Source organism: Pseudomonas sp. RT4P38 (assembly GCF_054897765.1).
This window is the reverse complement of the sequence record NZ_CM142703.1, coordinates 2,463,929-2,479,450: the sequence shown is the minus strand read 5'-3', so window position 1 is coordinate 2,479,450 and position 15,522 is coordinate 2,463,929. Positions and strand designations below refer to the sequence as shown.

Here is a 15,522-nt window from a genome sequence, read left to right as displayed (position 1 = left end):
CCGTGACTCTCATCTACGGCCATCGCGGCGCCAAGGGCGAAGCACCGGAAAACACGCTGACCAGCTTTCAGCAATGCCTCAAGCACGGCGTGCGCCGCTGCGAACTGGACTTGCACCTGGCCATGGACGGTGAACTGATGGTCATCCACGACCCGACGCTCAAGCGCACCACCGACCGTCGCGGCAAAGTCGTCGAGCACACGGCGGCCGAGCTGGTGACTTACGACGCGCGCAAGGGCGGCCCGGGCTGGATCAAGCCCTGCCCGATTCCAACACTGGAAGAACTGTTCGAGAAATGCGATTTCGAGCACTGGCAGCTGGAAGTCAAAAGCGCTTCACGCACCCGCGCCGCGACGACGGTGTTGGCGATTCGCGAAATGGCTCAGCGTTTCGGCCTGCTCGACAAAGTCACGATCACCTCGAGTTCTCGCGAAGTGCTGAAAGCCGCGCTGGACCTGGTGCCGGACGTGTCCCGCGGATTGGTGGCCGAGTACGCCTGGCTCGACCCGCTGAAGGTCGCGCAAAGCTATGGCTGTGAGATCCTGGCGCTGAACTGGACGCTGTGTACGCCGGAACGCCTGCAGAGGGCGCAGCGTCAGGGGCTGCATGTGTCGGTATGGACAGTCAACGAGCCCGCGCTAATGCGCAGACTCGCCGACTTCGGCGTTGACAGCCTGATTACAGACTTTCCCGGTTTGGCCAGCGCCACGCTCGAGAATTGCTGAAATCGGTCTCCCCGGCCGGCTCAGGCCACCGGCCGGAGCCGCTCAAAAAAGCCGGTTGAGGCCATCGTACGCCGCTACCCGATAGGCTTCGGCCATGGTCGGGTAGTTGAACGTCGTGTTGACGAAGTACTTCAGCGTGTTCAGTTCGCCCGGCTGGTTCATGATCGCCTGACCGATGTGAACGATCTCCGACGCTTGATAACCGAAGCAGTGAACGCCAAGCACTTCCAGGGTTTCGCGGTGGAACAGAATCTTCAGCATGCCCTGAGGTTCGCCGGCGATCTGTGCACGCGCCATGCCCTTGAAGAACGCCTTGCCCACTTCGTACGGCACCTTGGCCTGAGTCAGCTCCTGCTCATTCTTGCCGATCGAGCTGATCTCCGGAATGGTATAGATACCGGTCGGCACGTCGTTGACGAAGCGCCAGCTATTGTTATCAACGATGCTGCCAGCAGCCGAACGACCCTGGTCGTGAGCCGCACTGGCCAGGCTCGGCCAACCAATCACGTCACCGGCGCCGTAGATGTTCGGCTTGCAGGTACGGTAGGCCTCGTCGACTTCGATCTGGCCGCGGCTGTTGACCTTCACGCCGACGTTTTCCAGACCCAGCTGGTCGGTGTTGCCGGTACGACCGTTGCACCAGAGCAAGGCGTCGGCCTTGATCTTCTTGCCGGATTTGAGGTGCAGGATCACACCGTTGTCCACGCCTTCGACGCGGTCGTAGTCTTCGTTGTGGCGAACCGTGATGTTGTTGTTGCTGAAGTGATAGCTCAGGGCCTGGGAAATTTCCGAGTCGAGGAAGCTCAGCAACTGACCGCGGTTGTCCACCAGTTCAACCAGTACACCCAGACCGCTGAAGATCGAGGCGTATTCGCAACCGATTACGCCAGCGCCGTAAACGATGAGTTTGCGCGGGGTGTGGCCGAGGCTGAGGATGGTGTCGCTATCGTAGATACGCGGGTGGTGGAAATCGATGTCCGCCGGGCGATACGGGCGCGAACCGGTGGCGATGATGATGTGCTTGGCCACCAGTTTTTCGACCACGCCGTTGGCGCAGACCACTTCGATGGTTTGCTCGTCGGCGAAGCTGCCGGTGCCGAAGAACACGTCGACGCGGTTACGGGCGTAGTAGCCGGTGCGCGATGCGACTTGTTTGGAGATGACTTTTTCGGCGCTTTTCAACACGTCCGGAAACGAGAACCAACGTGGCTCACCAATGGCCCGGAACATCGGGTTGGTGTTGAACTGCATGATCTGCCGGACCGAGTGACGCAGTGCCTTGGACGGGATGGTACCCAGGTGGGTGCAGTTGCCGCCGACCTGGCGACGGCTATCGACCATCGCCACCTTGCGCCCTGCTTTGGCGGCGTTCATTGCCGCGCCTTCTCCCGCCGGGCCGGAACCCAGCACCACCACGTCGTAGTTGTAGACAGCCATGCGTACTCCTCAGAACAGGCCGCGGCGCCCTCGGCACCTGCGGCTAAATCACGCCGATCTGCGGCGTGAAGGAACAATTTGGGGCCAGTGCAGAACCCGGACACAGTCTATATAAGCGTCAACGCCGGGCACATTAACCCTTGGTCGCGTCGTAGGCTACTTTTGCCTGCACTACAACGCCAGTCTTCGATGCTTGAATCGCCGTCATCACTCGGTTTTTCCGCCACTCAAGCGTTCAAAAGCCTGATTGGTTCGTGTGACGAAACCTGTATCGGCACGAATCACAAAGAATGCACCGATGTCATGCGTTTCGGCATAGTCCCAACCCCTTTCGGGACCCAGAATCAGCAACAGCGTCGATAAGCCATCGGCCATCAATGCTGAAGGATGAATCACCGTGACTGACGCCAAGGTGTGTAAGACCGGTGCCCCGGTGCGGGCATCGAAGGTGTGGGAATAACGCCGACCGTCCTGCTCGAAATAGTTGCGATAGTCGCCGGAGGTAGAAACGCCGTAGCCGTCGACAGCGATGATGCGCTCGGCCACTTGCTGGTCGTCGCGGGGTTCTTCCAGGGCGATGCGCCAAGGCGAGCCATCGAGCTTTTTACCGGCTGCCTTGAGTTCACCGGTGGCTTCGGCGAGGTAGTTGTGGATGCCCATTGCTTCTAGTTTTGCGGCAATCGTGTCGACTGCGTAGCCGGCGGCGATGCTGTTGAAGTCGACCTCGACCGCGGCGTCCTTGCACAGTTGATCGCCATCGATACGCAGGTGCTGGTAACCGACTCGCTGCCGCACTTCGGCCAGCGCTTGGGCCGCGGGGATTTTTTCCTCGCGAGCCTGCGGGCCGAAACCCCAGAGGTTGAGCAGCGGTTCCACCGTCAAGTCGAAGGAACCTTCGCTTTGTTCCGACAGTTGCTCACCGACGCGGACCAATTTGAGGATCGGTGCGGGCATTTTCTGACAGCGGTTGGCGGGTAGATCGTTGAAGCGTTCGATGTCGGAGTCGCTGCGATAGGTCGACATTTGTTGATCGACTTCAGCGAGGATCTTTTCGACCTGGACACGGACCTCGGCCGGGACGGGAAGACCGGCATGGCGCAGGTACTTGATCGAATACGTGCTGCCCATGGTCGGGCCGCTGAAGCTTTCCATGGAATCTCCGTTTCCGCAGCCTGTCAGGGCGCCCATCAGGACCACAAAACCGCACAGCCGCCATTTCAACAATCCTGCATCCCCTGGAGAGTCCCATGACACAACGCCAAGGCTCGCCATTATGCGGTAGAAGAGTGGGAGCGAACACCGCACAAACTAAAACGCCCCGACCAAAGTCGGGGCGTTTTCATGTGCAGCTAATGCTTAGCGCGGGAATGCTGGCGGGTTTACACCGGCCATGTCTTCCATCACGCGAACCACCTGGCAGCTGTAACCGAATTCGTTGTCGTACCAAACGTACAGAACAACGCGGTTGTCTTGGGTGATGGTTGCTTCAGCATCCACAACGCCTGCGTGGCGCGAACCAACGAAGTCGGTGGAAACCACTTCCTGCGAATTGACGTAGTCGATTTGCTTATGCAGATCGGAGTGCAGCGCCATGTAGCGCAGGTACTCGTTCATCTCTTCACGGGTGGCGGCTTTCTCAAGGTTCAGGTTGAGAATGGCCATCGACACGTTTGGCGTCGGAACGCGGATCGCGTTACCAGTCAGCTTGCCGGCCAGTTCAGGCAGTGCCTTGGCAGCAGCGGTGGCAGCACCGGTCTCAGTGATAACCATGTTCAACGCGGCGCTACGGCCACGGCGATCGCCTTTATGGAAGTTGTCGATCAGGTTCTGGTCGTTGGTGTACGAGTGAACGGTTTCGACGTGTCCATTGATGATGCCGAACTTGTCGTTAACAGCTTTCAGCACCGGCACGATGGCGTTGGTGGTGCAGGAAGCGGCAGAAACGATCTTGTCATCAGCGGTGATTTCACCGTGGTTGATGCCGTGAACGATGTTCTTCAGCTTGCCTTTACCCGGCGCGGTCAGAACAACGCGATCGATACCCGGGCAAGCCAGGTGCTGGCCCAGGCCGTCGGCGTCACGCCACACACCAGTGTTATCCACCAGCAGCGCGTCTTTGATGCCGTACTGGGTGTAGTCGACTTCGGTCGGGTTTTTCGCGTAGATAACCTGGATCAGGTTGCCGTTGGCGGTGATGGTGTTGTTGGCTTCATCAATGGTGATGGTGCCATCGAACGGACCATGAACCGAGTCGCGACGCAGCAGGCTGGCACGTTTCACCAGGTCGTTCTCGGCGCCCTTGCGGACGACGATGGCACGCAAGCGCAGGCCGTCGCCACCACCGGTTTTCTCGATCAGGATGCGCGCCAGCAAACGGCCGATACGACCGAAGCCGTACAGAACAACGTCGGTGCCTTTGCGGGCGGAAATGTTTTGCTGACCAACGACGTCAGCCAGTTCTTCACGGACGAACTGCTCGGCAGTGCGGCCATTGCCTTCGGCCTTGAACTTGACTGCAAGCTTGCCCAGGTCTACCGAAGCGGCGCCGAGTTTGAGCTCGCTCATGGCTTTGATCAGCGGGAATGTTTCGTGGACGGACAGCTCGCTGTCGTCGGACTGGCGATGGCGGGCAAAGCGGTGGGCTTTGAGAATCGCAATGACTGAACGATTGATCAGGCTGCGGCCATAGATCGAGCTCACCACGTTGTTGTTGCGGTAGAGCTGACCGATAAGCGGAATCATCGCTTCTGCGAGTGCTTCACGGTCGATCCATTCACCAAGACACTGGTCGGGCTTCTGAGTCACGGGAACCTTCCACATGTAGGGGCAGAAAAAAGGGGCTACATTATGCCGCCGAGTGCCTCCCGTAGCAATGCGCGCCTGTCGCGCGGCCAGTAACAAAATCCTCTTCAAAAAAACAACGCACCGCTAAAGCCCAATAAAACCGGGGCCTCCAGCGTCGTCAATTTTTTGGGGACAGCGCAGCGTTATCCGTAACCATCCGTAACACCTGTCCGTTTTGCCACTACATAATCGGTAATTTTCACCAAAAAACGGCCGGATTTTGTCTTTACCACTACATTTCGCCCAACCCGCGTAATAGACATATCTGCAACTGACAGCCGGCACCTGAGACCGCTACAATTACCGACTTTGTCGCAACGCTTGGAGCTCAACCTTCCGTGCCCGTTCTGCGTCTACCGCTACTCCCTGCCGCGGCAGGTAAACAGCACTGGGGCAATCTGCCCGGTGCCGCCCTGAGCCTGGCCATCGCCGAGGCCGCCAGCGCTGCCAAGCGCTTTACCCTGCTACTGACCGCCGACAGCCAAAGTGCCGAACGGCTGGAACAGGAGCTGAGCTTCTTCGCCCCGGATTTGCCGGTGCTGCATTTCCCGGACTGGGAAACCCTGCCCTACGATCTGTTTTCGCCGCACCAGGACATTATTTCCCAGCGAATTTCCGCGCTGTATCGATTACCGGAGCTGAGTCATGGCGTTTTGGTCGTGCCGATCACCACGGCCCTGCATCGCCTGGCGCCGACCAAATTCCTGCTCGGCAGCAGCCTGGTGCTGGACATCGGCCAGAAGCTCGATGTCGAGCAAATGCGCACCCGGCTTGAGGCCAGCGGCTATCGCTACGTCGATACCGTCTATGAGCATGGCGAATTCACCGTGCGCGGCTCGTTGATCGACCTGTTCCCGATGGGCAGCAAATTACCTTTCCGCATAGACCTGTTCGACGACGAAATCGAGACCCTTCGTACATTCGATCCGGAAAACCAGCGCTCCATCGACAAAGTGGAAACGGTTCGCCTCCTGCCAGCTCGCGAGTTCCCACTGCAGAAAGATGCGGTCACCCGCTTCAAGGCGCGCTTCCGTGAGCGTTTCGATGTGGATTTTCGTCGCTGCCCGATCTTTCAGGATTTGAGCAGCGGGATTACACCGGCCGGTATCGAGTACTACTTGCCACTGTTCTTCGATGAAACCTCCACGTTGTTCGATTACCTGCCGCAGGACACGCAAGTGTTTTCGTTGCCGGGCATCGAGCAGGCGGCGGAAAACTTCTGGAACGACGTGCGCAATCGCTATGAAGAACGCCGCGTCGATCCGGCTCGTCCTTTATTGCCGCCAGCCGAGTTATTCCTGCAGGTGGAAGATTGCTTCGCTCGCCTGAAGAATTGGCCGCGCGTGGTCGCCAGTCAACAGGACGTGGAAACCGGCGTCGGCCGCGAGCGCTTCCCTGCTCGAGAACTGCCGAACCTGGCCATTGAAGCCAAGGCGACTCAACCGTTGGCGGCGCTGGCGGGTTTCCTCGACGAGTTTCCCGGTCGCGTGCTGTTTACCGCCGAGTCCGCGGGCCGTCGTGAAGTGTTGCTGGAGTTGTTGGAACGCCTGAAGCTGCGACCGAAAACCGTCGACAGCTGGCCGGACTTCGTCGCGAGCAAGGAGCGCCTGGCGATCACCATCGCGCCGCTCGACGAAGGCCTGGTGCTCGACGACCCGGCGCTGGCCCTGGTCGCCGAAAGCCCGTTGTTCGGTCAGCGCGTGATGCAGCGCCGTCGCCGCGAGAAACGCGCCGACGCCAACAACGATGCCGTGATCAAAAACCTCACCGAGCTGCGTGAAGGCGCGCCGGTGGTGCACATCGATCATGGTGTCGGGCGTTACCTCGGGCTGACGATTCTGGAAATCGATAGTCAGGCTGCCGAATTCCTGACCCTTGAATACGCCGAAAACGCCAAGCTTTACGTGCCGGTGGCCAACCTGCACCTGATCGCCCGTTACACCGGCAGCGACGATGCCTTGGCCCCACTGCACCGTCTCGGCTCCGAGACCTGGCAGAAAGCCAAACGCAAAGCCGCCGAACAAGTGCGTGACGTCGCCGCCGAGCTGCTCGACATCTATGCCCGCCGCGCAGCTCGTGAAGGTTATGCGTTCGCCGACCCGAAAGCCGATTACGCGACCTTTAGCGCCGGTTTCCCATTCGAAGAAACCCCGGACCAGCAAACCACCATCGAAGCGGTGCGCACCGACATGCTCGCGCCGAAACCGATGGACCGTCTGGTCTGCGGCGACGTCGGTTTCGGCAAGACCGAAGTGGCGATGCGCGCCGCGTTCATCGCGGTGCATGGCGGTCGTCAAGTGGCGATTCTGGTGCCGACCACCCTGCTCGCCCAGCAGCATTACAACAGCTTTCGCGACCGCTTCGCCGATTGGCCGGTGAGCGTGGAAGTGATGAGCCGATTCAAGTCGACCAAAGAAATAAATGCTGCGGTCGCGGATCTCGCCGAAGGCAAGATCGACATCGTCATCGGCACGCACAAGCTGCTGCAAGACGACGTAAAAATCAAAAACCTGGGGCTGGTGATCATCGACGAAGAGCACCGTTTCGGTGTCCGCCAAAAGGAACAGCTCAAGGCCCTGCGCAGTGAAGTCGACATCCTCACCCTGACCGCCACGCCGATTCCGCGCACGCTGAACATGGCGGTCTCGGGCATGCGCGACCTGTCGATCATCGCCACGCCACCGGCCCGTCGCCTGTCGGTACGGACGTTCGTCATGGAGCAAAACAAGAGCACGGTCAAAGAGGCCTTGCTTCGTGAGCTGTTGCGTGGCGGTCAGGTCTATTACCTGCACAACGACGTGAAGACCATCGAGAAGTGCGCCGCCGACCTCGCCGAACTGGTGCCGGAGGCGCGGATCGGCATCGGCCATGGGCAGATGCGCGAACGCGATCTCGAACAGGTGATGAGCGACTTCTACCACAAGCGCTTCAACGTGCTGATCGCCTCGACCATCATCGAGACCGGCATTGACGTGCCGAGCGCCAACACCATTATCATCGAGCGTGCCGACAAGTTCGGCCTGGCGCAGCTGCACCAGTTGCGCGGCCGGGTCGGTCGCAGTCACCACCAGGCTTACGCTTATTTGCTGACGCCGCCGCGCCAGCAAATCACGCCTGACGCCGAAAAACGTCTGGAAGCGATCGCCAATACCCAGGACCTCGGCGCGGGCTTCGTGCTCGCCACCAACGACCTGGAAATCCGTGGCGCCGGCGAATTGCTCGGCGATGGCCAGAGCGGGCAGATCCAGGCCGTCGGTTTCACCCTGTACATGGAAATGCTCGAGCGCGCGGTGAAGTCGATCCGCAAGGGCGAACAACCGAACCTCGACCAACCGCTCGGCGGTGGTCCGGAAGTCAATCTGCGAGTACCGGCGTTGATTCCCGAGGACTATCTGCCGGACGTACACGCCCGACTGATTCTCTACAAACGCATCGCCTCGGCCACCGACGAGGAAGGCCTCAAGGACTTGCAGGTGGAGATGATCGATCGTTTCGGTCTGCTGCCGGAGCCGACCAAGAACCTGATGCGCATTACCGCGCTGAAATTGCAGGCCGAGCTACTGGGCATCAAGAAAGTCGACGGAGGCCCACAAGGCGGCCGAATCGAGTTCGCGACGCAAACCCCGGTTGACCCGCTGACGCTGATCAAACTGATCCAGAGCCAGCCCAAACGCTACAAATTCGAAGGCGCCACGATGTTTAAATTCCAGGTGCCGATGGAGCGCTCGGAAGAGCGCTTTAATACTGTAGAGGCGCTGTTTGAGCACCTCATTCCAAAAACTGCTTGAAGGACGCCGCATGCGCCTGTTTCGCTTACTGACCTTGTTGACAATGTTAATAACAGCACTGGTCACCCCTACCGCATTTGCCGATGACTTGTATCAGATTGAAATGATTCTGGTCCGCCAAAACGCCGTGCCCGCTATCGTCAGCCGCGCCGCGCCGGAAGACTGGGCTGCCGGAGCTCAGCCCATCAGCCCCGACAGCCTGCGCACACCGAGCCTCAATGCTGAAGTGGAAAAACTCACCGCCAGCAATGAATACACGGTGTTGCTGCACAAGGCCTGGCAACAGACTCTCGGTGAAGAGGCCAGCAAAGTCGCGATCAGCGAGGGCAAAGAACAGTTCGGCCAGTTCCCGATCGAGGGCACGCTGAGCATGAAACTGGGACGATTCACCGATGTGGATGCAGACTTCTGGGTCAACCAGATCGACGCCAACGGCATGGTCACCGCCAGCGAACGCATGAAGCAGGAAAGCCACACCAAGAACGGCCAGCTGAACTTCCTCGACAATGGCCACCTCGGCTTGCTGATCAAGATCACCTCGCTGACTGCCCCTGCGCCTCGGCCAGTCCCCGATGAAATTCCGGACTGATTGAAGTCCTTATGCCCCCGACCCTGAGCAAACCCCTGGCATCTTCCTGGGTCAGCCGATTCAAGGAACAGAGCCTGGAGCGTGGCCGCCGCTACGCGCTGGAGAACCGCGTCAGGATCGTCGAGGCCGGCGACGCCACGATCATCGCCGCCTGCGAGGGCTCTGGCGGTAACGTTTACCGCCAGACCATTCGCCTGCGCGAGTCAGCCAAAGCCACCTTGCTGATGATTGACGCCACCTGCACCTGCCCGGTCCACAGCAACTGCAAACACTGCGCGGCGGTGCTACTGAAAGTGCAGGAAACCCTGGCCTACCCAGCCGCCGCGCAAGACGCCGAGCTACTCGAGAAACTGCAAGCCGTACTGGAGAACCGTAGCCCGAAGGCACCGCCGCAAGTGCTGGTGGATAACGTGCAACCGGTGCCACGCTTGTGGCTGGCGAGCATCGAGTTCAGTGCCTTCGAACCGCGCAATGGCAAGATGCAGCGTTATATTCAGCATCGCGCGGCGCTGTCATTCAGCTATCTGGATGAGTACGTTTCCGGGCAGAAGAACGCCGACATCCTGATTCGTCAGGAGACGCAAACGTTACGGATAAAACGCCACCCGGAAGTCGAACAGACCTACAGGGAGCAGCTGCGAATCCTCGGCTTCAAAATTGCCACCCGGCAAAGCAAAGCCTTGCCGGAAAGCGCCGGCGAACTGTTCGAGATGGTCAACGATAGTGCCTGGCTGACCTTCACCCTCAATGAACTGCCGAAGCTGCGTACCCAGGGTTGGGAGTTGCAGATCGACGAAGACTTCGGTTTCGACCTGACTGCCGTGGACGATTGGTACGCCACTGTCGAACAGGCACCGGAGCGTGACTGGTTCGATCTGGAACTGGGAATCATCGTCAACGGCGAACGGCTGAGTCTGCTGCCGATCCTGTTGAACCTGATGCGCTCCCACTCCGAGATCCTCAACCCGGAACGCCTCGCACGACGTCGCGACGACGAGTTGATCCTGGTGAACATCCCCAATCGCCCGAACTCCGAGTACGGCCCGCTGCAAGTCGCCCTGCCCTTCGGCCGATTGAAACCGGTGCTGGCGACCCTCGGCGAGTTCTACCTGCAAGGGCCCGGCGAAACGACGCTACGCCTGAGCAAAGCCGATGCCACGCGATTGAATCCGCTGGAAGACCTGCCGTTGCTCTGGGAGGGTGGCGAGCAAATTCGCACCTTTGCCCAGCGCCTGCGGGACATCAAGGACTTCACCACGACCGCACCGGAAGGCTTGAACGCGACCTTGCGCCCGTATCAGCTGGAAGGCCTGAGCTGGATGCAGTCGTTGCGGCAACTGGAAGTCGGCGGGATCCTCGCGGACGACATGGGTCTGGGCAAAACCCTACAGACTCTGGCGCACATTCTCAGTGAGAAGAACGCTGGACGCCTTGATCGGCCGTGCATGGTGGTGATGCCTACTAGCTTGATTCCTAACTGGCTCGACGAAGCGGCGCACTTCACACCACAACTCAAAGTGTTGGCGCTGTACGGTGCCAGTCGCAAAAAGCATTTCGACAATCTGGCCGATTACGACCTGATCCTGACCACCTATGCGCTGCTGCCCAAGGACGTCGAACGTCTGGCGGCGCAGCCTTTGCACGTGCTGGTTCTGGACGAGGCGCAATACATCAAAAACCCCAACAGCAAGGCCGCCCATGCTGCCCGCGAATTGAATGCTCGTCAGCGTCTGTGCCTGAGCGGCACCCCGCTGGAAAACCACCTGGGTGAGCTGTGGTCGCTGTTTCACTTCCTGCTGCCCGGCTGGCTGGGTGATGTGAAAAGCTTCAACCGCGATTACCGCGTGCCGATCGAAAAGCGCGCCAGCGAAGTACGACTTCAGCACCTCAACGGCCGGATAAAACCATTCCTGCTGCGTCGAACCAAGGAACAAGTGGCGACCGAGTTGCCGCCGAAAACCGAAATCATCCATTGGGTCGAGCTCAACGAAGCCCAGCGCGACGTGTACGAAACCATGCGCTTGGCCATGGACAAGAAAGTCCGCGACGAGATCACCCGCAAGGGTGTGGCGCGCAGCCAGATCATCATTCTTGAGGCGCTGCTGAAACTGCGTCAGGTGTGCTGCGATTTGCGCCTGGTCAATGACGCCGCCCTGCCCACTCGCGGCAGCACGTCCGGCAAGCTCGACAGCCTGATGGAAATGCTAGAGGAATTGTTCGATGAAGGTCGGCGGATTCTGCTGTTCTCGCAGTTCACTTCGATGCTGTCGTTGATTGAAGATGAGTTGAAAAAGCGCGGAGTCGATTATGCGCTACTGACCGGGCAGACCCGCGACCGGCGCGCACCGGTAAAAGACTTCCAAAGCGGCAAGCGTCAGATCTTTCTGATCAGCCTGAAGGCAGGTGGCGTTGGCCTGAACCTGACCGAAGCCGACACGGTGATTCACTACGATCCGTGGTGGAATCCCGCGACCGAAAATCAGGCGACTGATCGGGCGTATCGCATTGGTCAGGAGAAGCCGGTGTTCGTCTACAAGATGATTGCCAGAGGCACGGTAGAAGAGAAGATTCAGCACTTGCAGAAGGAAAAATCCGACTTGGCGGCCGGCGTGCTGGATGGGCGCAAGACCGGGGACTGGAAGTTGCAGAGTGATGATATTGAAGCGTTGTTTGCGCCGCTGCCGGACAAACTCGAAAAATAGCGGCGATTACTAAATCGCCATCGCGAGCAAGCTCGCTCCCACAGGGTCAACATCAACCCTGTGGGAGCGTGGCTTGCTCGCGATGGGGTCAGCTCGGACTCACTGCAGTCACGCTTTATCAGGACTTGGGATCAGGCAATGGCGCAAACAACGCCTCAATATCACTCTGCTCAAGCTTCCATCCACCCGACGTCCCACCTTCCAGCACCGCCCCGGCCAGCGCCGCCTTCTCCTGCTGCAGCGCCTGTATTTTTTCTTCCACCGTGCCGCGCGCAATCATCTTGTAGACGAACACCGGCTTATCCTGACCGATACGATAAGCACGGTCCGTCGCCTGGTTTTCAACGGCAGGATTCCACCAAGGATCGAAGTGGATCACCGTGTCCGCCGCTGTCAGGTTCAGTCCTGTCCCGCCTGCCTTGAGACTGATCAGAAACAACGGCACCTTGCCGCCCTGAAAGTCTTTGACCGGTGTGCGCCGATCCGTCGTTTCACCCGTCAACAATGAATAACCGATCCCTCGCCGCTGCAATTCTTCCTCAATCAATGCAAGCATCGACGTGAATTGCGAGAACAGCAAAATCTTGCGGCCTTCGCTGAGCAACTCTTCGAGCATCTCCATCAGGCCGATCAACTTGCCGCTGCCCGCACGAAGTGCTTTCGCCGTCAGGGGCATTTTGATCAGCCGTAGATCGCAGCACACCTGACGCAGCTTGAGCAAGGCATCGAGAATGATGATCTGGCTACGCGCAACGCCGCTTCGGGCAATTTCGTCACGTACCTTCTTGTCCATCGCCACACGCACGGTTTCATAGACATCCCGTTGCCCATCGCTGAGTTCGACCCAATGCACAATCTCGGATTTAGGCGGCAACTCGGTGGCGACCTGTTCTTTCTTGCGACGTAGCAGAAAAGGTTTTATCCGAGCCGTCAGGTGCTGCATCCGTTCGATATTGCCGTGCTTCTCGATCGGGGTACGGTAGTCACGATTGAAGGTTTTACTGTCGCCAAGCCAGCCGGGTAACAAGAAGTGAAACAGTGACCACAACTCGCCAAGGTGATTTTCCAACGGCGTGCCGGACAAGCACAAACGCTGCCGAGCTTCCAGATCCCGGGCAGCTTGAGCGGCCTTGCTGAGCGGATTTTTGATGTTTTGCGCTTCATCGAGAATCAGCACGCTCCAGACCTGTGGTTGCAAAACCTCAAGATCACGCGGCAGCAACGCATAGGTCGTCAGCACCAGATCATATTCGGCAAGGTTGATGAAGTCCTTTTGCCGAGTGGCGCCATGCAGTGCCAGGACTTTCAATTGCGGAGTGAAGCGTGCCGCTTCGTCTAGCCAATTGGGAATCAGGCTGGTCGGCATCACCGCGAGCGCCGGCCGATCGAGTCGACCCGTCTGCTTTTCCAACAGCAGATGAGCCAGGGTTTGCAGGGTCTTGCCCAAGCCCATGTCGTCGCCGAGGATACCGCCGACCTCCAGCTCACGAAGGGTTTGCATCCAGTTCAGGCCTTCAAGCTGATAAGGCCGCAGTGTGGCGTTGAGGCCTTGCGGAGCAGCAACGTTTTGCTGAGTTGATTCACGCAAGCGTTTCGCGAAACTGCGCAAGCGTTCGCCGCCCTGCCAGACCAGCGGCAGCCCCTCCAATTCACTCAAGCGCGCTGCATCAGGGGCGTTCAAGCGCAACGAGGTGCCGCTGCTCACACCCATATACAATTCGCCGAGCGTAGCCATCAGCGGCTTGACCCGCCCCAGGGACAGCGCAACTTTTATACCTGGCTTGGCACCCAACTGCCCACTATTGAGATCGATCAGCACGTGATCGTCATCGTCACGCGAGGCCAGTTCTGCCAGGTTCAACAGTTGCGGTTGCCTGCGCATCAATTGCAGCAGGATTGGCAGCAAACTGTGGCGCTCGCCGTTGACCACGATACCCAACTGCAGATCGAACCACTCCCGCCCCGGAGACTCCTCGACGTCGGCATACCATTCTTCTACGGGCTGCAAATTGAAATGAAAATCGTCGTTGATACGGATCTGCCAATTGGCGTCTCTGAGCGCCGCTACACCAGATTGCACAAAAGCCAGCCACGCCGAGTCATTCGGCAACCCAAACATTTCACCTGCGCTATCGGGTAACGCATCACTTTTACGGGTGGCTTTTTTGAAACCTTGTTTTTGCAAGGCCAGGCGCAAGGCTTTTTCAGCCGCGGGTTTGCGTTGAATGCGTTGGGTTTCGGTGCCGGACAGAATCAGTAACTCCGCGGATTTCTTGTCCGCCGCCACATGGCCGTTGTAGGTAAACGCCAACGCGGCGCGGTGCTCGGGCTCATACTTCCAGCGCTGATTTCTTTGCAAATAGCTTGCAAGTGTCAGGTGGGCTTGGGGTTCAACGTCATCAATAACCCTCTCGGTCAAAGCGTGCGGAGGAGAAACGACTCGCGTCGCCGCACTCATCCGATGGCTGAACTGCATCGCCTGACGTGCCGGAATGTCAGGGGCCAATGACAGGTGGCACGCCAGTTTCTCATCTAGTTCACTGAGCAGCGGTCCAACCTCCATCCGCTGGCGGTCCAGGTAGTACAAAGGTTCCAGCGCCAGAATCGTTTCTTCAGACGCTTCGTCACTATGCCACTGAGGACGGAAACTGCCACAGGCTTGCTCGGCCCAGGAAAACTGCGCAGACCTGCTCATTCCAGGTGCCAGGGGCTGCAATTGTTCGAAGTCGAGAAACAACCGCGAAGTTTTCAATGCCAACTGAAGGACTTCAGCCCCACTGCTGCCTTGCAGGGGGTAACCGCTGTAAAAAGAATGATAGGAGTGGATCGCGACCAGCAACCTGGCGATTCGCAGGTCAAGCTCGGATAGATAGCCAGGCTCTCGCATCAATGCTTCTGACGGCGAGAACACAGGTTTGATGTCCTGCAAGCGGCCGTCCTTGAGTTGACGAGCCTTGCAGATTTCCAGCAACCATTTGCCTGCAGTCGACGTTGCTTTGAGTTTGTACACCCAGCACGTGCCGGTGCTCCTGGCAGACTCATCGAGATCTGCAACGTCGCGAGGAAGATCATTGAGCCAGCGCTCCAGGTCGCGATTCAGCTGAACTGGGGCAGTACTTTTGAAAGAGTCTATGGGGAGTTCTTGCAAATTATAAAGCACGGTCGCGCAGTGCTTGCAGTTGACGACTACAGGGCACGAACAGCAGCACACCAGTTCAAACTCGCCGTTAAAGTCTTCGATGAGTTCAATGGTTTGCTCGTAGATATTCCCCTCGGAACCTTTGCAGCTTGCGAGAACGAGGACGTCCTCCATTTCGCGGATCTGCACCCGATTTTCCACAGCGTATCGGCGAGCCTTATCCAGAGCGCGATGACTGAACTCATCCGCCCACGGTAGCTCATGGAGCTGTTCAATTATTGTCAGCATTAGATCCAAC

The 15,522-nt window shown here is 58.6% G+C and carries 8 protein-coding genes; 4 read left to right on the top strand and 4 right to left on the bottom strand.

Annotated features, from left to right (window positions below):
- Positions 1-2 precede the first annotated feature (2 nt).
- Positions 3-725: a glycerophosphodiester phosphodiesterase gene (locus tag ACYZT7_RS11495; protein ID WP_461973187.1), complete on the top strand. Its 723-nt coding sequence runs from the start codon at positions 3-5 to the stop codon at positions 723-725.
- Positions 726-767: 42 nt separating this feature from the next.
- On the opposite strand, the gene sthA is transcribed toward ACYZT7_RS11495, so the two are convergent.
- From sthA to ACYZT7_RS11480, 3 genes are all read right to left on the bottom strand, one after another.
- Positions 768-2,162, bottom strand: a complete 1,395-nt coding sequence (gene sthA, locus ACYZT7_RS11490) for a Si-specific NAD(P)(+) transhydrogenase (protein WP_046055269.1) — start codon at positions 2,160-2,162, stop codon at positions 768-770.
- A gap of 207 nt (positions 2,163-2,369) precedes the next feature.
- Entirely contained in the window at positions 2,370-3,350 is a 981-nt protein-coding gene (locus tag ACYZT7_RS11485; protein ID WP_462041775.1) for an FAD:protein FMN transferase, read from the bottom strand.
- A gap of 168 nt (positions 3,351-3,518) precedes the next feature.
- Positions 3,519-4,982, bottom strand: coding sequence for a glyceraldehyde-3-phosphate dehydrogenase (locus tag ACYZT7_RS11480; RefSeq protein ID WP_462041103.1), 1,464 nt, complete (start codon positions 4,980-4,982; stop codon positions 3,519-3,521).
- Between the two features lie 362 nt (positions 4,983-5,344).
- Here ACYZT7_RS11480 and mfd point away from each other — a divergent pair, with 362 nt between their 5' ends.
- Genes mfd through ACYZT7_RS11465 form a run of 3 tightly spaced genes read left to right on the top strand, consistent with a single transcriptional unit; the run spans position 5,345 to position 12,085 of the window.
- Complete coding sequence (gene mfd / locus ACYZT7_RS11475; protein WP_462041102.1) at positions 5,345-8,794, top strand: transcription-repair coupling factor; 3,450 nt, start codon at positions 5,345-5,347, stop codon at positions 8,792-8,794.
- A 10-nt stretch (positions 8,795-8,804) separates the two neighbouring features.
- Positions 8,805-9,383, top strand: coding sequence for a CsiV family protein (locus ACYZT7_RS11470; protein ID WP_462041101.1), 579 nt, complete (start codon positions 8,805-8,807; stop codon positions 9,381-9,383).
- A gap of 11 nt (positions 9,384-9,394) precedes the next feature.
- Positions 9,395-12,085 (top strand): DEAD/DEAH box helicase, encoded by a 2,691-nt coding sequence (locus tag ACYZT7_RS11465; protein ID WP_462041100.1) that lies wholly within the window; start codon positions 9,395-9,397, stop codon positions 12,083-12,085.
- Between the two features lie 118 nt (positions 12,086-12,203).
- Here ACYZT7_RS11465 and ACYZT7_RS11460 read toward each other — a convergent pair whose 3' ends face one another.
- Entirely contained in the window at positions 12,204-15,512 is a 3,309-nt protein-coding gene (locus ACYZT7_RS11460; protein WP_462041099.1) for an SNF2-related protein, read from the bottom strand.
- Between the last annotated feature and the right edge of the window lie 10 nt (positions 15,513-15,522).

Bases quoted from the DNA above. Each gene is read 5' to 3' on its own strand.
- sthA (WP_046055269.1), bottom strand. From the start codon at position 2,162: ATGGCTGTCTACAACTACGACGTGGTGGTGCTGGGTTCCGGCCCGGCG.
- ACYZT7_RS11485 (WP_462041775.1), bottom strand. From the start codon at position 3,350: ATGGGCGCCCTGACAGGCTGCGGAAACGGAGATTCCATGGAAAGCTTC.
- ACYZT7_RS11480 (WP_462041103.1), bottom strand. From the start codon at position 4,982: ATGTGGAAGGTTCCCGTGACTCAGAAGCCCGACCAGTGTCTTGGTGAA.
- ACYZT7_RS11470 (WP_462041101.1), top strand. From the start codon at position 8,805: ATGCGCCTGTTTCGCTTACTGACCTTGTTGACAATGTTAATAACAGCA.
- ACYZT7_RS11465 (WP_462041100.1), top strand. From the start codon at position 9,395: ATGCCCCCGACCCTGAGCAAACCCCTGGCATCTTCCTGGGTCAGCCGA.
- ACYZT7_RS11460 (WP_462041099.1), bottom strand. From the start codon at position 15,512: ATGCTGACAATAATTGAACAGCTCCATGAGCTACCGTGGGCGGATGAG.